The organism is Luteimonas saliphila (genome assembly GCF_016774335.1).
GTDB lineage: Bacteria > Pseudomonadota > Gammaproteobacteria > Xanthomonadales > Xanthomonadaceae > Luteimonas > Luteimonas saliphila.
Genome location: NZ_JAETWA010000046.1, coordinates 1 through 19,036, shown reverse-complemented (window position 1 = coordinate 19,036; position 19,036 = coordinate 1). Strand labels below are relative to the sequence as shown.

At 69.0% G+C, this 19,036-nt stretch carries 18 protein-coding genes; 10 read left to right on the top strand and 8 right to left on the bottom strand.

The features are described from left to right. Window positions 1-77 precede the first annotated feature (77 nt). The 5 genes from JMO03_RS17075 (at window position 78) to JMO03_RS17055 (ending at window position 3,433) form a co-directional block, all read left to right on the top strand. On the top strand, window positions 78-746 hold the full coding sequence (locus JMO03_RS17075; RefSeq protein WP_202844960.1) for an energy transducer TonB: 669 nt from the start codon (window positions 78-80) through the stop codon (window positions 744-746). Window positions 747-823: 77 nt separating this feature from the next. Continuing rightward, entirely contained in the window at window positions 824-1,570 is a 747-nt protein-coding gene (locus JMO03_RS17070) for a MotA/TolQ/ExbB proton channel family protein (protein ID WP_202844959.1), read from the top strand. Window positions 1,571-1,600: 30 nt separating this feature from the next. After that, entirely contained in the window at window positions 1,601-2,029 is a 429-nt protein-coding gene (locus JMO03_RS17065) for an ExbD/TolR family protein (RefSeq protein WP_202844958.1), read from the top strand. 15 nt (window positions 2,030-2,044) lie between these two features. Then, on the top strand, window positions 2,045-2,461 hold the full coding sequence (locus JMO03_RS17060) for an ExbD/TolR family protein (protein WP_202844957.1): 417 nt from the start codon (window positions 2,045-2,047) through the stop codon (window positions 2,459-2,461). A 600-nt stretch (window positions 2,462-3,061) separates the two neighbouring features. After that, on the top strand, window positions 3,062-3,433 hold the full coding sequence (locus JMO03_RS17055) for an ExbD/TolR family protein (protein WP_202845226.1): 372 nt from the start codon (window positions 3,062-3,064) through the stop codon (window positions 3,431-3,433). 10 nt (window positions 3,434-3,443) lie between these two features. On the opposite strand, the gene JMO03_RS17050 is transcribed toward JMO03_RS17055, so the two are convergent. From JMO03_RS17050 to cls, 3 genes are all read right to left on the bottom strand, one after another. After that, on the bottom strand, window positions 3,444-4,196 hold the full coding sequence (locus JMO03_RS17050) for a pyridoxine 5'-phosphate synthase (RefSeq protein ID WP_202844956.1): 753 nt from the start codon (window positions 4,194-4,196) through the stop codon (window positions 3,444-3,446). Between the two features lie 32 nt (window positions 4,197-4,228). Further along, window positions 4,229-4,504, bottom strand: a complete 276-nt coding sequence (locus JMO03_RS17045) for a hypothetical protein (RefSeq protein WP_202844955.1) — start codon at window positions 4,502-4,504, stop codon at window positions 4,229-4,231. 416 nt (window positions 4,505-4,920) lie between these two features. Beyond that, complete coding sequence (cls, locus tag JMO03_RS17040; RefSeq protein WP_337926451.1) at window positions 4,921-6,360, bottom strand: cardiolipin synthase; 1,440 nt, start codon at window positions 6,358-6,360, stop codon at window positions 4,921-4,923. A 66-nt stretch (window positions 6,361-6,426) separates the two neighbouring features. On the opposite strand from cls, the gene JMO03_RS17035 reads away from it, so the two are divergent. From JMO03_RS17035 to JMO03_RS17025, 3 genes are all read left to right on the top strand, one after another. Next, window positions 6,427-7,527, top strand: coding sequence for a PA0069 family radical SAM protein (locus tag JMO03_RS17035; protein WP_238346282.1), 1,101 nt, complete (start codon window positions 6,427-6,429; stop codon window positions 7,525-7,527). A 116-nt stretch (window positions 7,528-7,643) separates the two neighbouring features. Further along, the gene (locus JMO03_RS21545) at window positions 7,644-8,723 is read left to right on the top strand and encodes an ATP-binding protein (protein WP_202844952.1); all 1,080 of its coding nucleotides are present in this window, start codon (window positions 7,644-7,646) and stop codon (window positions 8,721-8,723) included. Then, the gene (locus JMO03_RS17025) at window positions 8,720-9,160 is read left to right on the top strand and encodes a response regulator (RefSeq protein ID WP_202844951.1); all 441 of its coding nucleotides are present in this window, start codon (window positions 8,720-8,722) and stop codon (window positions 9,158-9,160) included. The genes JMO03_RS21545 and JMO03_RS17025 overlap by 4 nt, the downstream gene beginning before the upstream one ends. A 22-nt stretch (window positions 9,161-9,182) precedes the next feature. Here JMO03_RS17025 and JMO03_RS17020 read toward each other — a convergent pair whose 3' ends face one another. From JMO03_RS17020 to phhA, 4 genes are all read right to left on the bottom strand, one after another. Then, entirely contained in the window at window positions 9,183-9,902 is a 720-nt protein-coding gene (locus tag JMO03_RS17020) for a 2OG-Fe(II) oxygenase (RefSeq protein ID WP_202844950.1), read from the bottom strand. A gap of 166 nt (window positions 9,903-10,068) precedes the next feature. Further along, the gene (locus tag JMO03_RS17015; protein WP_202844949.1) at window positions 10,069-12,231 is read right to left on the bottom strand and encodes a TonB-dependent receptor family protein; all 2,163 of its coding nucleotides are present in this window, start codon (window positions 12,229-12,231) and stop codon (window positions 10,069-10,071) included. Window positions 12,232-12,839: 608 nt separating this feature from the next. Then, complete coding sequence (locus tag JMO03_RS17010; protein ID WP_202845225.1) at window positions 12,840-14,042, bottom strand: aromatic amino acid transaminase; 1,203 nt, start codon at window positions 14,040-14,042, stop codon at window positions 12,840-12,842. Window positions 14,043-14,264: 222 nt separating this feature from the next. Next, a complete protein-coding gene (phhA, locus tag JMO03_RS17005) occupies window positions 14,265-15,155 on the bottom strand; it encodes a phenylalanine 4-monooxygenase (protein ID WP_202844948.1) in 891 nt (296 codons plus the stop codon). A 157-nt stretch (window positions 15,156-15,312) separates the two neighbouring features. On the opposite strand from phhA, the gene JMO03_RS17000 reads away from it, so the two are divergent. Next, complete coding sequence (locus tag JMO03_RS17000; protein WP_202844947.1) at window positions 15,313-15,789, top strand: Lrp/AsnC family transcriptional regulator; 477 nt, start codon at window positions 15,313-15,315, stop codon at window positions 15,787-15,789. On the opposite strand, the gene JMO03_RS16995 is transcribed toward JMO03_RS17000, so the two are convergent. Further along, a complete protein-coding gene (locus JMO03_RS16995) occupies window positions 15,786-16,760 on the bottom strand; it encodes an integron integrase (RefSeq protein WP_202844946.1) in 975 nt (324 codons plus the stop codon). The genes JMO03_RS17000 and JMO03_RS16995 overlap by 4 nt on opposite strands. A gap of 1,013 nt (window positions 16,761-17,773) precedes the next feature. Here JMO03_RS16995 and JMO03_RS16990 point away from each other — a divergent pair. Continuing rightward, the gene (locus JMO03_RS16990; RefSeq protein WP_202844945.1) at window positions 17,774-18,106 is read left to right on the top strand and encodes a hypothetical protein; all 333 of its coding nucleotides are present in this window, start codon (window positions 17,774-17,776) and stop codon (window positions 18,104-18,106) included. The last annotated feature ends 930 nt before the right edge of the window (window positions 18,107-19,036 follow it).

The window sequence follows — 19,036 nt, the reverse complement described above, 5'->3', positions numbered from 1 at the left end:
TCCCGTCGCCGAAAACCGGCGGCGGCACGACACGACCCCGGACGCCGCGGCGCCCGGCCCAGACTTGAGTTCAACGCATGACCGACCGCTTGCCGACGACCGACAAGAAAAACGAAGACGAAGGTCTGGACTGGGCGCGAATCACCGGATTCACCCTGGTGGTGGCCATCCACGCCGCAGCGCTGTTGCTGATGCTGGCCCCGGCCACGCCACCCCAGGCCGAAAAACAGGACGACGACGCCACCCGCGTGGTGATCATCGAACCGCCACCACCGCCGCCGCCGCCGCCGCCGCCGCCGCCCGAGCCGCCGAAGCCGACGCCGATCAAGGAGCTGGTGCCGCCGCAGCCGACCCCGCTGCCGCCGCCGCCGGAAGAGCCGCCGGTGGTGTTCGACGATCCGTCGCCGGTCGACACGCCCGCGCCGCCGCCGGCGCCGCCGGCGCCGCCCGCCGCGCAGCCCGACATCGGCGCGAGCGTCGACATCTCCTCCAAGAACATGAATCCGCCTCAATACCCGCCGGCCGCACTGCGCTCCGGCATCGAGGGCACGGTGATCCTGGTGATCGACGTCGACGCCAACGGCAACGTGACCAACGTTTCGGTCGAGCGCTCGAGCCGCAACCGCGACCTCGACCGTGCGGCGATGCAGGCCGCGCGCAGGTGGCGCTTCAACCCGTCGATCGTCAACGGCCAGCCGGCAGCCGGGCGCGTGCGCGTCCCCGTCGACTTCAATCTCGGCGGCTGATCGTTCTGCTACACAGTTTCCATCCGCTACAACCCGCTCCACTTCCTACACTCAACAACATCTAGAAGGTAAGCGTCATGCTGCAGGAAACCACCGCCGCCCCGGTGACCGGAGGCAACAACGCCGAAGCACTGACCCAGATGGGCTTCATGAACCTGATGGAGCACATGACGGTCGTCAACTGGATCGTGTTCCTGGTCCTGGTGCTGATGTCGGTCCTCTCGATCTACTGGATCATCTACAACTTCATCAAGAACATCCGGCTGAAGAAGAACTCCGATCGCGTGATCGCGACGTTCTGGGAAACCCCGAACGCCCAGGATGCGATCCGCTTCATGGAAGAGCAGCCGCGCAGCGAACCGTTCTCCAAGGTCGCGCTCGACGCCGCCCAGGCCGCCGCCCACCACCAGCGCCACGATGCGTCGCGCCTGGCCGAGACGCTGAGCCGCTCCGAGTTCGTCGACCGTGCGCTGCGCCAGGCCGTGACCCGCGAATCGCTGGGCCTCGAAGCCGGCCTGACCGTGCTCGCCACCGTCGGCGCGACCGCGCCGTTCGTAGGCCTGCTCGGCACGGTGTGGGGCATCTACAACGCGCTGATCGCCATCGGCATGAGTGGCCAGGCCGACATCGGCGCGGTCGCCGGTCCGGTGGGTGAGGCGCTGATCATGACGGCGATCGGTCTGGCGGTCGCGATCCCGGCGGTGTTGGGCTACAACTTCTTCGTGCGCCTGAACCGCAACACGAACAACAAGCTCGATACCTTCGCCCACGACCTGCACGACTTCTTCGCCACCGGCGCGCGCGTCGGCGACGCGGGTCGCTGAGCGTCGACGGCAGACTGACGGAGAACCGACATGGCCTTCAGTTCAGGCGGTAATGGCGGTCACGACAAGGTCAACGCCACGATCAACATCGTGCCGCTGGTCGACGTGATGCTGGTGCTGCTGATCATCTTCATGGTCACGGCACCGCTGATGGCGCACAAGGTCAAGGTCGAGCTGCCGCAGGCGAACCTCGACGAGCGTCCGGACCAGGCGCCGCCGGCGCCTCCCCTGACGATCGCGATCACGTCCAACGGCACGCTCTACCTCAACGACCAGCCGGTGACGATGGACCTGCTCGACAGCACGCTGGCGGTGGAAGCGCAGAAGACGCCGCAGCCACCGGTCAACGTGCGCGGCGACGCGACCACGCCCTATCGGATCGTCAACGAGGTGGTCAACCTCGCGCAGGCCAAGGGCATGCGCAAGGTCGGCTTCGTTTCGGCCCGCGAAAAGAACTGATCGGGAGAACGCACGATGGCCTTTTCATCCGGTGGTGGCGATGGCGCGCCGATGGCCGACATCAACATCATCCCGCTGTGCGACATCATGCTGGTGCTGCTGATCATCTTCATGGTCACCGCGCCGCAGGTGTCGTACCCGATCGACATCGACCTGCCGCAGCGCTCGCTGAACCCGCCGCAGAACCCGGTCGACCCGCCGGAACCGATCCGGTTGCGGATCGACGCGGGTGGCACGATCTACTGGAACGACAGCCCGACGCCGGTGACGGCGTTGCGACAGATGATGGACGCCGAGGTCCAGCGCGACGTCACCAACCAGCCGACGCTGGAGATCGACATGAGCGAGGACGCGGAGTACGGCATCCTGGCCAAGGTGCTGGCGTCGGCCAAGAACGCGCACATGCAGAAGATCGGTTTCGTCAAGAAGTAGCGCACCACCGCCCGGCATCGCCTGCAGCGTGCCGGACGCTTACCGCAGCAAAGCTTTCGACGCCGCCCACCGGGCGGCGTTTTTTTGTCCTCTCCCGGGCGCTCCGTGTCCGACCGCCGACCGGGGTGCGAATGTCCCCGGGCGATCGCCTTCGGCGGTCGCCTCCCCGATCTCGCATCCGGGGCGTCCGCATCCGACGGAGGCGGGAGGCCCGGCGAGCCGGCACGTGCAGAGCCGGGACTCCACGCTTGGTGCATGCGCCCGCTGGCCGGGTCCCGCCTTGGCCGGCGGGGGTTCGCGGCGGCGGCCCCGGGGCGGCAATGACGCGGAGCGACCGGACAACAGTCCCCAGCGCCTTCGCGCCCGCGCATCAGCCTGGAATCCGGGGCCGGGAGGAAAACCGTGTTCCGGCCTCGAGCCCGGGGCCCGGCCAGAACCACCCACCGGTCGTGGCGGCGTGGTGCCGCGCGGCCCGCCCCCTGCGACCTTGGTCGAGATTGCGCGATCCGTTCGCCGGGCGTAGCGTCGGGGCGTGTCCACCCACGCTGGAGGTGTGTCATGGCACTGCGACACCAGGCCGACCGGGCGTCTTCCCCGACGATGGCCGAGATCAACATCATCCCGCTGTGCGACGTGCTGCTGGTGCTGCTGATCATCTTCATGGTCACCGCGCCGGCACTGTCGCACCAGATCGACCTCGACCTGCCGCAGGCGTCGCCGCCGAAACCGGTCGATCCGCCGGCGCCGATCGACCTTGTGATCGATGCGTCCGGCCAGGTGTTCTGGAACGGCAGCGCCACCGACCGGGTCGCGCTGCGGACGCTGATGGCGACAGTCGCGGCTGACGCCGGCGCGCCGCAGCCGCTGCTGCGCATCGACGCCAGCGGCGATTGCGACTACCAGGCGGTGGCGCAGGTGCTGGCCACGGCGCGCAACGCCGGCCTGGACCACATCGGTTTCGTGCGCAAGTAGAGCGGCCGCTTCAGCGGCCGGAGACGATCGCCAGGTAGCGCGTCACCGTGCTCGCGAGGCCTGCGTACAGGGCCTCGCCGATCAGGGCGTGGCCGATCGACACCTCCCGCACGCCGGGCACCGCGTCGAGGAATGCACCGAGGTTGGCCTGGTTGAGATCATGCCCGGCGTTGACCGCGAGTCCCGCGGCCAGCGCATCGCGCGCGGTCGCGGCGAAGGCGGCGAGCGCCGCATCGGCGCGACCGGCGGCGAAGGCTTCGGCGTAGGGACCGGTGTACAACTCGACGCGGTCCGCGCCGACGGCGGCCGCCCGCGACACCTCGCTGCCGGCATCGGCGAACAGGCTGACCCGGCAGCCGAGCGCCTTGAGCTGCACGACCAGTGGCGCCAGCGCTGCGACTTCGCCGGCGAAATCGAAACCGTGGTCGGAGGTGAGCTGGGCATCGTCGTCGGGCACCAGGGTCGCCTGCGCGGGGCGCGCGAGTTCGCACAGGCGCAGGAACCCGGCGTAACCCTCGCGTGCGGGTGCGAAGGGATTGCCTTCGAGGTTGAACTCGACGCGGTACTCACGCGTCAGTTCGGCCAGCGCCAGCACGTCGTCGTGGCGGGTGTGGCGTGCGTCCGGACGCGGATGCACGGTGATGCCGTGCGCGCCGGCATCGAGGCAGGCGCGAGCGGCCCGCAGCATGTCGGGTTCGGCGCCACCGCGCGAGTTGCGCAGCGCCGCGATCTTGTTGAGGTTGACGCTGAGGCGACAGCTCATGCGGCCTCGCCGGTGGCGGCCAGCGCCACCGCTCAGGGCATCCGCGGTTCGTCCGCCGTCGGTGCGACGGAGGCGGCACCTGCGCGCCGTGCTTCGGCGATCTCGCGCAGCCGCTGCAGCTCGCGTGGATCGAGCATCTGGCTGTCGTCGCGGCTCTGGGTATCGATCCGTTGCGCCAGCAGGCCCAGGATCCACAGCCCCAGCAGGACCAGCGCCGCCAGCAGGGATACCACCACCACCGCGATCGAGGACGCCATGAAGGCGATCGCCAGTGCCGCGACTGCGAGCAACAGGAACAACCAGGGCATGGGCAGGCTCCGCTGCGTGGAATCGGGTCAAGTCTACCCGCAAGCATCGCGGGCGGGTGCCGTTCGCGACGCCGCCCGGCCCGCCGGTCGAGGGCGCGGACGTCCTCGCCCAGACGGGAGCAACGCGGGACCCGTCGCCCGAGCCGCACGCATCGGACTGGTCGGGCTGCGCGTCTGCGGATCCCCGAGGGCGAGGCGATCTCCCGGCTGGCAGGCGGATCGGGCGCCATCCGCCGGACGTGCGGAGGGCCGGCGATCCGCCTGCCACCGCACCTGCGGACGCGGCGGCATCCGCGTCGGCAACGTGCAGGTGTGAGTGCGTCCCTCTCCAGGGGCTGGTCCCGACGGGGCCTGCGAAGGACGCGCCTCGTGGAAGTCCACGAAGACTCCCGGTCGGCTTGTCCGCAACGGCCGCGTCAGAGCAACGGCGACATCAGCCGGGCCAGCGCCTCGGGCAGGCGCGCGCTCAGCAGTCCGCGCTGGCGGCCCTGGCGCACCCGGGGCGCATGCGCCAGCTCGCCCTCGATCAGTTGCGCCAGTGCGGCCGCGATTCCGGCGTCGTCGAACAGCATCGAGACCTCGAAATTGAGGCGGAAACTGCGATGGTCGAAGTTGGCGCTGCCGATCAGCACCACGCTGTCGTCGACCAGCAGCGATTTGCTGTGCAGCATGCGCGGCCCGTACTCGTAGATCTTGACCCCGGCCACCAGCAGCGGGCCGAAGTACGAACGCGCGGCCAGCGTCACCAGCCGCGAATCGCTCATGCGCGGCACCAGCAGGCGCACGTCCAGCCCAGCCAGCGCGGCCGAGGTGAGCGACATGACCGCCGCCTCGCCTGGGACGAAATAGGGCGTGGTCAACCACACGCGACGCTTCGCCGCATGGATCGCACCGACGTGGGCGCGATGGATCGCCTCCCACGACGAGTCCGGGCCGGAGGTGATCACCTGCGCGCGCACCGTGCCGCGCGCCAGCACCGGCGTCTGCCGGGTCACCTCGCCGATGAAATCGCGCTGTCCGGTGGCGTAGGCCCAGTCCTCGACGAACACCTGCTGCAGCTCGCGCACCACGTTGCCTTCCAGGCGCAGGTGCAGGTCGCGGTAGGCGGTGGCGGCGAGCGTCTCGTCCTGGTCGTCGCTGATGTTCATGCCGCCGGTGTAGCCGATGCGTCCGTCGATCACCACGATCTTGCGGTGGGTGCGCAGGTTGGTCCACGGCCGCTGCCAGACGCGGCCGAAACGGGTCGGGTGGAACCACGCGAGCTCGCCGCCGGCCGCGACCAGGTCGCCGAACAGGCGCTGCGCCCGGGCCGAGCCGAGTGCGTCGAGCAGCAGCCGCACGCGCACGCCCGCGCGCGCACGTTCGAGCAGCGCATCGCGCAACGCGACGCCGCTGCGGTCGGGGTCCCAGATGTAGTACTCCAGGTGCACGTGGTCGCGGGCGGCGGCGATGTCCGCGAGCAGTGCCCGATACTTCGCCGCGCCGTCCACCAGCAGGCGCACGTCGCTGGCGGTGGTCATCGGCAGGTCGGTGGCGGCACGCGCCATGCGCGCCAGCTCGGCGACCTCGTCGTCCTCGACGAAGGCCTGGGGCGGGACGTCGCCACGCGCGCGCGCGCGCCGCAGCCGCTGGCGGCGGATCTTCTGCGGACCGAACACGTGATAGACCAGGAAGCCGACATAGGGCAGAAGCGCCAGTCCCAGCAGCCAGCTCAGCGTGGCCACCGGCTCGCGCTTCTGCAGGGCGATCCAGCCGCCCAGCAGCAGCAGGTACAGCGCCCAGCCCAGGCTCAGGTACAGCCGCAGGTTGGGCACCGCGGCGAGCGCGTCCCAGCCCTGTCTGAGCACCTCGAGTATCGGCACGCCGGCTCCGTCGTCGTCGCGGCGGTTGCGACGACCCGGGCGTAGGCTATCCGGATGTCGATGTCGACGAAAGCGCAGGCACCGGTCGCCGCGCCGCTGAAGGGGCGCGGCGCGGCGTCGTACGTGCCCGGTCGCTACGAGGTCGCCACCACGCATGCCGAGGACGACGGCTGGGAGTCGTTGCGGACGCGCGACGACACCGATCCGGATCCGCATCCCGACACCCGCGTGCACGAGGAACGCGCGCGCGGCATCGTCAGCCGCAACGACTCGCCGGACATCGGCTTCGGGCAGTCGGTCAATCCCTACCGCGGCTGCGAGCACGGTTGCGTGTACTGCTTCGCGCGGCCCTCGCACGCCTACCTCAACCTGTCGCCGGGTCTGGATTTCGAAACCCGGCTGTTCGCCAAGACCAATGCCGCGGAACGGCTGCGCGCGGAATTCTCGCGCAAGGGCTACCGCTGCTCGCCGATCGCACTGGGCATCAACACCGACGCCTACCAGCCGATCGAACGCCGCTACCGGATCACGCGGTCGTTGATCGAGGTGATGGCGCAGTGCCACCATCCCTTCAGCCTGATCACCAAGAATGCGCTGGTCACCCGCGATCTCGACCTGCTCGCGCCGCTGGCGCAGCAACAGCTGGTGACGGTGTACTTCTCGGTGACCACGCTCGACAACCGGCTGTCGTCGAAGATGGAGCCGCGCGCCTCGGCGCCGCACGCGCGGCTCGAGGCGATGCGCGCGCTGGCCGAGGCCGGGGTGCCGGTGGGGGTGATGGTGGCGCCGGTGATCCCGATGATCAACGACCGCGAACTCGAGGCGATCCTGGAGGCCGCGCGCGAGGCCGGGGCAGGCGCCGCGGGGTATGTGCTGCTGCGGCTGCCGCACGAACTCAAGGACATCTGGCGCGAATGGTTGCAGCTGCATCATCCCGAACGCGCCGCGCACGTGATGAGCCTGGTGCGGCAGATGCGAGGTGGCCGCGACTACGACAGCCGCTTCGGCAAGCGCATGCGCGGCGAGGGGCCGTTCGCCGACCTGGTCGCGGCGCGTTTCGAGCGGGCCCGGCGCAAGCTCGGGTTCGGCCGGCTGCCGCCGCTCGATGCGACCCGGTTCCGCGCGCCGGCGGACGCGGGTCCGCAGGGCGAGCTGTTCTGAGCGAGGGCGCCCGGGTGCGACCCGGTCGCGGTTCACGTATCCTGCACCGGCCCTGCACATCGCGGTTCCGTAGACTGTCGACCGCGGGCCTGTTCCCCGCGACACCATGACCGATCGTGGAGGTTGATTCCATTTCCCTTTACCGCCAGGCGTTCGCGCAAGCCGACGCCGGCATGGCCGTGTTGTCGCCGCAGGGTGAGTGGCTCTTGGTCAATGCCGCGATGTGCCGGCTGCTGGACCGGCCCGCGGACGGGCTGCTCGGCACGCGAGCGCACGAGGGACTGTTCGACGAGGGTACCCGGCAGGGCGTCGCCGCCCTGCTTGCGGCGCCCGCCGCCGCGCGCGGGGCGCGCCAGGTGCACGAGGCCACGGACGAGGACGGGCGCGCCTGGCGGATCAGCCTCGTGGCGCTGGATGGAGAAGGCACGCATGCGGGCGCGATCCTGCTGCAGTGCGAGGACAACGGCGAGGCCCTGCGGAGGCGCCGGCACGAGGACGCGGCGGCGCAACTGCAGGACCAGCTCGTCCACGGCATTTCGCACGACCTGCGCGCGCCGCTGCGCGGCATCGCCGGCTTCGCGGCGAAACTCGACGAATCCGGTGCGGTCGGCGATGCCGGCCGCACCGACCTGGCGCGCATCCGCGCCGCGACGGTGCGCGCCGAGCGCCTCGTCGACGCATTGCTGCTGCTGCTGCGCGCGGCGCGGCAGCCGCTGCGCCAGGACGATGTCGACGTCGGCCTGTTGTGCGAATGGGTCGCGGCCGAACTGCAGGACGAGGATCCTGCACGTGCGGCCGACATCGAGGTGCCACCGGGCCTGTTCGCGCGCGGCGACGAACACTGGCTCAAGATCCTGCTGCGGCAGGTGCTGGACAACGCGTGGAAGTTCTCCGCCGGGCGCGAGCGGGTGGAGATCCTGGTCGAGGGCGCCGCCGACGGCGAGCGCCTGCAGCTGGCGATCCACGACCGCGGTTGCGGTTTCGACATGCGTTATGCTCACAAGCTGTTCCTGCCGTTCCAGCGCCTGCATGCCGCCGAACAGGGCGGCGGCAACGGGCTCGGCCTCGCGATCGCGCAGCAGGTGGCACAGCGCCACGGCGGCCGGTTGTGGGCGCGCTCGCAGCCGGGCGAGGGAAGCACCTTCTTCATCGAATTGCCGGCTGCTTCAGGGCCCGGCGAGAGCCTGATGCCATGAACCAGAACGACATCCTGCTGATCGAGGACAACCCGGACGATGCCGAACTGACGCGCATCGCCTTCGCCGAAGCGAGCATCGAACATCAGCTGGTGGTGGTGCGCGATGGTGCCGAGGCGCTCGACTACCTGTTCGCGCGCGGCTCGCACGCCGGTCGCGATCCGCACCGGTTGCCGGCGATCGTGCTGCTCGACCTCAACCTGCCCAAGCTCGATGGCCGCGAGGTGCTGCAGGCGATCCGCGGCGATGCGCGTACCCGCGCGCTGCCGGTGGTGGTGCTGACCACCAGCGACGAACCCTTCGATGTCGAGGCGACCTACGCGCTCGGCGTAAACAGCTACATCCGCAAGCCGGTCAACTTCGAGCAGTTCGTCGACGTGGTCAAGCAGATCGGCCTGTACTGGCTGGTGCTCAACCAGCCCCGCGTCGCCGGTTGACGCGGCGCCCCGGTCCCGCGCCCTACGCGGGGCCGGACCGGGCGGCGCCGTACAGCGCCTCGGCGCGCTGGAACAGGATCCAGCTGGTGGCGATGAACTTGTCGCCGCCCTCGGGCCGGTTGCCGCGGTGGGTATGGGTGAAGGCGGTAGGCGCGAGCAGCAGGTCGCCGGTGCGCGGGGCGATCCTGCGTTGCTGGAACAGGAACTCGGTCTCGCCCGCGCCGAAGCCGTCGTTGAGGTAGATCGTCCACAGCAGGTGGCGGTGCAGGGTCTCGCCGTCGGCCGCACGCGGGTACAGCTCGCAGTGCCAGTACGGATAACCGCCTTCCCCGGCGCGGTACCACTGCAGGTTGATCGCGCCGGGCCGCAGGCAGGTGCGCGCGAGCTGGCCCAGCGCGCGGTCGTCGAGCGCGGCGATGTCGTCCGCCGACAGCCGCCGCAGCCCGCCCTGGCCGTCGGGTTGCTGCAGCATCAGCGGCGCGATCAGCGCCTGCGGATACTTGCGCAGGTAGGCGATCAGGCCCCCGTAGACGGCGACGTTGAGCGCCTGCGCCACGTCCGCCCAGTCGCCGCGCTCGCTGATCGCCAGGTCGCGGCTGCGCTTGAGCTCTGGATACACGCCACCGCCGATCCGCCCGGGTTGCAGTGCGTCGCTCGTGCGCAAGCGCTCGACGATCGCGGCGCAGGCCTGCGGATCGAGCGCGCCGGGGGTGACCTCGATGAAATCGGCAGGCGTGTCCATGGGCCGATTCTAGCGGCGGTGCAGACCCGTCGCCCGACACCCGGTCCTGCGCCCCGCTAGGGAACCTCTGAACAGGTCTGGTTTGCCAGAGCGCAGCGAGAAATCTCGAACAATCAGCAGCATGGATTTCTCGCTGCGCGCGAAATGACACTCGTCCAGAGGATCCCTAGTCTGCGCCTGCCTGCCACTGCCAGCGCAGCCCCAGCAGCAGCCCGCGTCCGGGCGCGGGCTCGTAGTAGCGGCCATTGCCTTCGTTGACGATCACCGATCCGATATAGGCGTGGTCGAACAGGTTGTCGACGCGCGCGAACGCACGCAACTGGCCCTGGAACAGGCGCCACTCGCGCGCGGCCTCGAGGTTGGCGACGACGTAACCCGGCGCCTGCTCGCTGCCGGCGTCGTTGACGCCGACCGCGCCCGAACCGACCGCTTCCAGCGCCAGCCGCCACGCGCGCGGCTGCCATTGCAGTCGTGCCGATGCCTGTCGCCGCGCGGTGCCGGGAATCGTGCTGCCCGCCGGCACCAGCACCGAAGGATCGGTGCAGCCGGCGCCGGTGCAGATCGGGAAGCTGTCGCGGAAACGCGCATCGAGCCAGGTCCATGCCAGTTCCAGCGTCCAGGTCTCGTCCAGCGGCAACGCCGCCGACAACTCCGCGCCCTCGCGACGCGCGTGCCCGACGTTGCGGAAGCTGCTGCGCCCGCCGACGTTGCGCGCCACCGCCAGCTCGTCGTCGGTGTCGGCGCGGAACAGCGCGGCTTCGACCTGCATGCCGCGCGCGTTGCGCCATTTCGTGCCCAGCTCCACGTTGGTGCTGTTGGCGGGCGCAAGGTCGAAGGCCAGGCCGGCGCCGCCGTCGGCGCGATAGCTGAGTTCGTTGAAGGTCGGCGTCTCGAAACCGCGGCCGGCCGAAGCGTACAGGCGCCAGTCCTCGCGCGGCGCGAACACCAGGCCGAGCACCGGCGTGGTTTCGGAATAGTCGACGCGGCCGCTGTCGTCGGGGTTGGTGGCGGTGACGTAGCGGTCGCCGGAACGGAAGCGCACCTGGCTGTGGCGCGCACCGGCCAGCAGCGACCAGCGCTCGGCGAAACGCCACCAGGCCTGCGCGTACTGGTCGAGGTTCTCCACCCGGTTGCGCTCGTCGCGGCGCAGCCGGCCGCGCACGCCCAGTGCATCGCCGATGAAGTTCTCGTATCCGCGGCGATGCTGGCGCTGGCGGTCGGCGTTCGCGCCGGCGGTGACTTCGAACGCGCGCCCGGCGAGCGTGCCACTCCAGCGCCAGCGCAGGTCGAGCCCGCCGTACTCGTTGTCGAGGTCGATCACGCCGCCGGAATTGAGCGGATTGCCCTGCGCGCCGACCGGCAGCGCCAGGTACTGCTCGATCGCGCGCTGGCCGCCATAGGCCATCGCCTCGAACCGGTGGCTATCGCCGAAGGGCTGTTCGTAGCGCAGCCCCAGCTGCCCCTGGCGTGCCGACTTGCGGGTGTCGTACTGCATCGCCACGGCGGTGGCCTGGCGCGGATCGGCCTGCACCTGCGCCGCGGTCAGGCCCAGTGGATCCTGCGCGTCGGGCGCGTCGAAATGGTTGGCGACCAGCGACAGGCGGCCGTCGCCGGGCAGCTGCGCATGCAGCCTGGCATTGAACGAGGTGCGGCGCGCGGCGCTGTGGTCGCGCCAGCCATCGGTGTCGAAGCGGCTCGCGGCAAGCGCGTAGCCGACCCTGTCGCCTTCGCCGCCTGCGCCGCGTGCGCTGGCCGAGAGTACCCGGCTGTCGTCGCGCCCGAGGCCCGCCTGCAGGTGTCCGTTCGCCGGCGAAGTGCCCTGGGCGCTCCAGATCTGCACCACGCCGCCGGACGAATTTCCGTGCAGCGCCGAGAACGGTCCGCGCAGCACCTCGATGCGCTGCGCGCCGGCCAGGTTGAAGTGCGAGACCTGGCCCTGGCCATCGGGCATGGTGGCGGGAATGCCGTCGGCATACAGGCGCAGGCCGCGCACGCCGAAGGTGGAGCGCGCGCCGAAGCCGCGGATCGACAACTGCGTGTCCTGCGCATAGTTCTGGCGTTCTCGTGCCGCCAGTCCGGGCACGCCGCCCAAGGCTTCGGACACGCTCACGCCGGCGCGCGCGGCGGTGCCGTCGAGTTCGACGACGCTGAGCGACGCGGGCACGTCGAACGGTGCCACGCCCCGCAACCGCGCCGAGGTGACCTCGACGCGGTCGAGTGTCACCGCATCCGGAGCGTCGATGGCCGCCACCGGCCCCGCCGCCGTCGCCAGCGCGGCGAGGCAGGCGCTGACCAGTCCACCCCGCACGACGACACGCGAACCCGCCATCAACCCGTCATCCGCAGGAAGGGCCGTCGCGCAAGAAAGGCGCGGGCGGCGGTGCGCGCGCGGGGCGCGCGACACACCGCATCCCGACGCATGCGGCTCCACGGACCAGCCGCGTGGGGGCGCCCCAGGCGGGCCGCACCGCAGGCCCGCTCCGACGAGGGGAGGACGTCGAAGCAGGCCCGCGTGCGGACCCGGTCGTCGTGCCAGGCGTGGCGCGACATCGATCGCTGAGCCCCGCGTCGCCGATGCGCCAGCCGCCCGCGCGATGGGGGCCGGCAGCAGGCGTGCGCACACCGTGTGGCGGCGCTTGACGGCAAACGGTGGCGGGCAGCGGTCATGAAAGGCTTCCTGCTGGCTGGTGAAGGTAACCCGGCGCGCCGCGGGCCGGAAGCGACGCACGTACCGGATGCGCCGAACAGTGCCCGGATCGCGATGGCGCGTGTCGACCGTGCCGACCGCCGTGATCGCTCGATCGCGCTCCATGCCGCTCGGAGGGATTCCCGCCCGATCGCCGCAAAAGGCGACCGCCGCTTGCGACCCGCGCTTGCGACGAACGGACGGGACCCGCGGGAGAAGCGAACGCCCCGGGCGCAGTGGCCTGCCGCGGTTCAGCCGCGGCTGACCGCCGCCACCGCACGCGCCACGTAATCGAGGTTGCTCGCGCTCAGCGCCGCGACGCAGATGCGGCCGGTGCCGACGGCATAGATACCGAACTCCTCGCGCAGCCGTTCGACCTGCGCCCGCGACAGGCCCGAGTACGAGAACATGCCGGCCTGGCGCTGGATGAAGTCGTACTGCGGCGCCCCGTGCGCGGCGAGCTGCTCCACCAGCCCGCGGCGCAGCGCATGTATGCGGGTGCGCATCTGGCCCAGTTCCTCTTCCCACTGCGCGCGCAGCGCCGGATCGTTGAGCACGCCGGCCACCAGCGCCGCGCCGTGCGTCGAAGGACTCGAGTAGTTGGCGCGGATCAGGCGCTTGACCTGCGACTGCACGCGCCTGGCCTCGTCGGCGTCGTCGGCGACCACCGTCAGCGCGCCGACGCGCTCGCCGTAGAGCGAGAACGATTTCGAGTAGGAACTGGCGACGACGAAGTTGCGGATCGGCGAGGCGGCCAGCAGCCGGATCGCCAGCGCATCCTCGGCGATGCCGCGGTCGAAGCCCTGGTAGGCCATGTCGATGAAGGGGAACAGGTTGCGCTCGTGCAGCAGCGCGATCACGCGCTCCCACTGCGCGGGCGTGAGGTCGGCGCCGGTGGGGTTGTGGCAGCAGGCGTGCAGCAGCACCACGGTGCCGGCCTCGAGCGCGGCGAGGTCGGCGAGCATGCCGTCGAAATCCAGCCCGTGCGTGGACGCATCGAAGTAGGTGTAGTCGACGATCTCGAAGCCGACCGCGCCGAACACCGCGCGATGGTTCTCCCAGCTCGGGTTGCTGATGGCGATGCGCGCGGCCGGCAGCGACTTCTTCAGCAGCTCCGCGCCCGCGCGCAGCGCGCCGCTGCCGCCGATGGTCTGGGTGGTGGTGGCTCGGCCCTCGGCGATCAGTGCCGCGTCGGCGCCGAACAGCAGTTCGCGGGTGGCGCGAGTGTAGTCGGGCAGGCCGTCGATCGGCAGGTAGCCGCGCGGCTTGCTCTGCTCCGCCAGCCGGCGCTCGACCTGCTGCACCGCGCGCAGCACCGGGATGCGGCCGTCCTCGTCGTAGTAGATGCCCACGCCGAGGTTGACCCGGGTGGCGCGGCCATCGGCGTTGTAGGCCTCGGTCAGGCCGAGGATGGGGTCACCAGGAACCAGTTCCACGTTCGCGAAGAAGGACACGGCGGCAGTCGTCATCGAAGGGAGGGGAGGGCGGTTCGCCGGAAGCACACGCGGCGAAAAAGCCGCGCAACTCTAGCATTTCCGCGCACTGCGGCCGCGGTCGTTGCAGCGGGAACCTTCGACCTGCCCGTGCGCAGGCGCGGCTTCAGGCGCAACGGCCTGCCGACCGGGAAGACGGCCCGAAAAGCGTCGCGCCTGAAGGCGCTCCTACGTGGCGAAGCGTCACACGTCGCCGTCGCTGGCCCAGCCTTCGCCGCTGCCGCGCTGGAACACCAGGTCGCCGTCGAGCACCGTGCCCGCCGCGATCGACGGCTGTTCGGCCAGCCGCGCGTAGACCGGGGTGAAGTCGGGCGCGGTGGCGTCGATCAGCTGCTGGAAGCTGTCGATCACGAAATAGGTCTTCTGGTAGCTGTCGATGCGGTAGCGCGTGCGCATGATCCGCTCCAGGTCGAAGCCGATGCGGTTGGGCGCGGCGCTTTCCAGCGCGTGCAGCGACTCGCCCTTCGACGAGACGATGCCGCTGCCGTAGATGCGCAGGGCACCGGCCTCGCGGATCAGGCCGAACTCGACCGTATACCAGTACAGGCGGGTCAGGTTCTGCAGCGCCTCGGGGCCGATGCCATGCGCCTTCACGCCGCCGCGCCCGTAGGCCTGCATGTAGTCGGCGAACACCGGGTTCATCAGCAGCGGCACGTGGCCGAACAGGTCGTGGAACAGGTCGGGTTCCTCGATGTAGTCGATCTGTTCGGGCTTGCGGATCCACCAGGTCACCGGGAAGCGGCGGTTGGCGAGATGGTCGAAGAAATCGAGCTCCGGCAGCAGGCCCTCCACCCCGATCAGCTGCCAGCCGGTGGCCTCGCCCAGCACTGCGTTGAGATCGGCGTACTTCGGGATCGCGTGCGGGCTCATACCCATCGCGTCCTGTGCCTGCAGGAACTCCGTGCTGGCGCGGCCGACGAGCACCTCGCGCTGGCGCGCGAACAGGGTGGCCCAGGTGGCGTGGTCGGCGGCGTCGTACTCGTCCCAGGGCTGCTCGACGATGCCGGTGGCATAGACCGGGACCTTGCCCTTGTCGGTATGCAGATTCTCGACGCGGCGCGGGGGTGCGGACATGCGGGTCTCCGGGACGGGTTGCCCTGTTCGCCTCGCGGGTGGGGCGGCGGGATCCAAGCCAGAGTATCTGCCGATTGGCGCAACAGGCTTGCGAAGTTGCGCCATAGGCCCGCGATAGCGCAAGATCATTGCTCAAACTTGGCAGAGACGGCATGGAATGACCGAGATCGAGCTCGACCGCACCGATCTGCTGCTGCTCGCGCAACTCCAGCAGGCGGGCCGCCAGACCAATGCCGACCTGGCCGAACGCGTGCACCTGTCCGCCTCGGCCTGCCTGCGCCGGGTGCAGCGGCTGGAGCGCGAAGGCGTGATCGCCGGCTACCGCGCTGAGCTCGACGGCGACCGTCTCGGCCTGGGCCTGCAGGCCTTCGTGCGCGTGCAGCTGGCCCGGCACGACGCCGAATCCGTCGCCGCGTTCGCGACCCGGGTCAACGACTGGCCGGACGTGGTCGCCTGCCACGCCCTGACCGGCGACATGGACTACCTGCTGCACGTGGTCGTCGCCGACCTGGAGCACTTCTCGCGCTTCCTGCTCGACCGCCTGCTCGCCCAGGCCGGCGTGGCCGACGTCAACTCGAGCTTCGTGCTGCGCACGGTCAAGGCGTTCCGCGGATTGCCGTTGCCGGCGGGCTAATGATCGAGCGGACTGAGCACGCCGCGGCCGCCCCGGTTGAGCACGTGGGTGTAGATCTGCGTGGTGGCCACGTCCTTGTGGCCGAGCAGTTCCTGGATGGTGCGGATGTCGTAGCCGGCCTCCAGCAGGTGGGTGGCGAACGAGTGCCGCAGCGTGTGCGCAGACACCGGCTTGTCGATGCCTGCAAGCAGGCGCGCGCGGCGGATCGCGCGCGAGAGGGTGGCATCATCGAGGTGGTGGCGCCGGATGGTGCCGTCGTGCGGATCCACCGACAGGCGCAGGGCCGGGAACACGTACTGCCACCCGAACTCGGTCGGTGCGCCCGGGTACTTGCGCGCCAGCGCATGCGGCAGCCAGACCGCGCCGAAGCCGGCGGCCAGATCGCGCTGGTGGAGGACGCGCGCACGATCGACCTCCTCCTGCAGCGGCGCCGCCAGCGAAGCCGGCAGCAGCGTACGCCGATCGCGCCCGCCCTTGCCGTTGCGCACCACGATCTCGTTGCGACCGAAGTCGACATCCTTGACCCGCAGCCGCAGCGCCTCCATCAGGCGCAGGCCGGTGCCGTACAGCAGTTGCGCGATCAGCCCCGTGCGCCCGTCCATGCAGGCCAGCAGCGCCCGCACCTCTGCCTGCGACAGCACCACGGGCAGGCGCGCCGGGCGCTTCGCGCGGATGACGTCCTCCATCCACGGCAGGCGCACCCCGAGCACCTCGCGGTACAGGAACAGCAGCGCCGACAGCGCCTGGTTCTGCGTGCTCGCCGCCACCTTGCCCTGCACCGCCAGCCGGCTGAGGAACGCCTCGACCTCGCGCCCACCCAGCGTTCGCGGATGGCGCCGGCCATTGGCCAGGATGAACCGGCGGATCCACCCCAGGTACGCACGCTCCGTGCGCAAGCTGTAGTGATGTACCCGCAGCTTGCGACGAACTTCGTCGAACAACCGGGGAGCACGCGCTTCCTTGGCGTCCATGTTTATCAGACGGTTCCGTGTCGATAAAAAATATCCCCGCATACCCGGGGGCGGTTTACATAGGGTGTGTCCGGGCGCGCGGTGCGGGAATCCGGTAACTACCCGGTCCGGGGTAGGAATTCACCGAATTGACCGGCCGCGGGCGAGGCTGAATACTCGGCGCTATTCCCCGCTTTTGGGGTCTACTAGGCGTTAGGCGGCACGCTCCAATGTCGTGTCATTGAGTGTCGCCGCCATCGGATCGGCCAGAATGCTGCCGGCATCTTTGGCTTCGGCCAAGTACTCGCCAGCGCGCCGGGACAGTTCGTCGCGGCCGCCTTCGGTAGCTCGGACCAGGCGTGGCAACCGGACCGTCCATCGCCGGCTTCGGCCAAGTCCGGGGACAAGTTCCGGGCCGGCGCGCCCAGTCGGCACTGGCTCCGGCCACATCCCAAGCCAAGAGCTTGCCGCACCCCGATTTTCGTCGTAGCGTTCCGCCTAACAGTTCGTTCAAGCCGACGCCGCTTCGTTACACAAAGCACATGGCAGGTACAGCTTGCCATGTGCTTTGCTCCACTACGCGGCGCGGCTTAACTCAGGCGTTAGGCATTGCGGGGAGACTGTCTATGCTTATGAGAGCTGATGCGATAGCCGTACTCCTTCTCACCACAGCATTCGCAATCTTTGCTTTGCTGGTAGATAGACCCTTACTCAGGAGAGCGGCCGTCGCTTTAGTTGGGATCTGCATACTCTCCACTGCCGGCGGCGCTTGGGTCTTTGGTCCTCGCCTGGCCCTCAATCGCCTAGAGCGCGCCGGGGTCACAACCACGGAGGGCTGGGGGCCGGCTTGGTCGGTGCTCAGCGAGACAATTTTTCTGCCGTATCTGCTTGCTACAACTGTGTGGACAGTGCTACTTGTGCTTCTGGCTTTGCGCTCCAACGTCTCACGGCGCAATGCCTAACAATTCATTCAAGCCGACGCCGCTTCGCGGCGCGGCTTAATTCAGGCGTTAGGCCTGTGAGGAGAGATCATCGTGTCTAGGACAACGCTTGTCGCTTCTCTTGTTGCCCTTCTCGCCATGGCAGCGTCATCCGTCTATGCCACAACAACTCTTCGCATCACACCAACAACAGCACTTGAGATTGTTCTCGATGAGCACGCGGAAGAGATTTTTGCTGTCGACGACGCGGAAAGCATGGCGCATGACACAAAAGATCGATCTTGGTCAGTTCAACGGCCGGAGCGGTCTGATGGTGTAGATACAACGTGGCTTTTCATCGTTACATACAGAATTGATGGCACTATCGTTGGCAGGTGGCAAGTTGATACGCGTACTGGTAAATCAGTTGCCTTGCCACAGGCCTAACAATTCATTCAAGCCGACGCCGCTTCGCGGCGCGGCTTAACTCAGGCGTTAGGCGGCACGCTGCAGTGTCGTTCCGCCGCTCTTCTTCGCGACCCGATCGGCCAATGTGATTTCAGCATCCTTTAGCTTCGGGCAGTGGATCGCAAGCGCGCCGGGACAGTTCGTCGCGGCCGCCTTCGGATGGCTGGACTCAGGCGTTGCAAACGGACCGTCCATCGCCGGCTTCGGCCAGGTCCCAGGACAGATTCCTGACCGGCGCGCCCGGGTGCCACGGGCTCCGGCCCCATCCCAAGCCAAGAGCTTGTCGCACCCCGATTTTCGTCGTAGCGTTCCGCCTAACAATTCGTTCAAGCCGACGCCGCTTCGTTACACAAAGCACATGGCAGGTACAGCTTGCCATGTGCTTTGCTCCACTACGCGGCGCGGCTTAACTCAGGCGTTAGGTGGCTTTGGAGATTTCGATGGAGCTGACGTTTCTATTGGTTGCAGTCGTCGCGATCATCAACGTTTTCGCATCGGTTGAGGTTCTTCGTGTCTCCGTCTTTTCAACATCGCAACGCTGGCTACAGCTCGGACTCATTTGGCTAGTGCCAGTTATTGGGGCAGTTGTCTGTGTAGCATTTGCTTCTTCTCAAGCGCTTGGCCCCTCCTCACCCAGCACAGTCGACCCACTGTACTTCCCCTCGGATGGAGGCGCACCAGACGGGCCAGGCATCGGGCTCTGTGGTTGCAGCGGCGGTGATGGGGGTGGTGACAGCGGTGGAGCTGGTGGTGACTAGTGCGCCACCTAACAATTCATTCAAGCCGACGCCGCTTCGCGGCGCGGCTTAATTCAGGCGTTAGGCCGCTATGGCAACAGTGTCGCTACTGAAATGGTTATTTCGCTGGGCTGTTGCTGGCCTCGCCGCGGCTGTGGTTCTTCTAGCAATC

What these genes read in the sequence shown, in the direction of transcription:
- JMO03_RS17075 (WP_202844960.1), top strand. Translation starts at nt 78, where the DNA reads ATGACCGACCGCTTGCCGACGACCGACAAGAAAAACGAAGACGAAGGT.
- JMO03_RS17025 (WP_202844951.1), top strand. Translation starts at nt 8,720, where the DNA reads ATGAACCAGAACGACATCCTGCTGATCGAGGACAACCCGGACGATGCC.
- JMO03_RS17050 (WP_202844956.1), bottom strand. Translation starts at nt 4,196, where the DNA reads ATGAGCTGTCGCCTCAGCGTCAACCTCAACAAGATCGCGGCGCTGCGC.
- JMO03_RS17055 (WP_202845226.1), top strand. Translation starts at nt 3,062, where the DNA reads ATGGCCGAGATCAACATCATCCCGCTGTGCGACGTGCTGCTGGTGCTG.
- JMO03_RS17060 (WP_202844957.1), top strand. Translation starts at nt 2,045, where the DNA reads ATGGCCTTTTCATCCGGTGGTGGCGATGGCGCGCCGATGGCCGACATC.
- JMO03_RS17020 (WP_202844950.1), bottom strand. Translation starts at nt 9,902, where the DNA reads ATGGACACGCCTGCCGATTTCATCGAGGTCACCCCCGGCGCGCTCGAT.
- JMO03_RS17015 (WP_202844949.1), bottom strand. Translation starts at nt 12,231, where the DNA reads ATGGCGGGTTCGCGTGTCGTCGTGCGGGGTGGACTGGTCAGCGCCTGC.
- JMO03_RS17045 (WP_202844955.1), bottom strand. Translation starts at nt 4,504, where the DNA reads ATGCCCTGGTTGTTCCTGTTGCTCGCAGTCGCGGCACTGGCGATCGCC.
- JMO03_RS17000 (WP_202844947.1), top strand. Translation starts at nt 15,313, where the DNA reads ATGACCGAGATCGAGCTCGACCGCACCGATCTGCTGCTGCTCGCGCAA.
- JMO03_RS17065 (WP_202844958.1), top strand. Translation starts at nt 1,601, where the DNA reads ATGGCCTTCAGTTCAGGCGGTAATGGCGGTCACGACAAGGTCAACGCC.
- JMO03_RS16995 (WP_202844946.1), bottom strand. Translation starts at nt 16,760, where the DNA reads ATGGACGCCAAGGAAGCGCGTGCTCCCCGGTTGTTCGACGAAGTTCGT.
- phhA (WP_202844948.1), bottom strand. Translation starts at nt 15,155, where the DNA reads ATGTCCGCACCCCCGCGCCGCGTCGAGAATCTGCATACCGACAAGGGC.
- JMO03_RS17070 (WP_202844959.1), top strand. Translation starts at nt 824, where the DNA reads ATGCTGCAGGAAACCACCGCCGCCCCGGTGACCGGAGGCAACAACGCC.
- JMO03_RS17035 (WP_238346282.1), top strand. Translation starts at nt 6,427, where the DNA reads ATGTCGACGAAAGCGCAGGCACCGGTCGCCGCGCCGCTGAAGGGGCGC.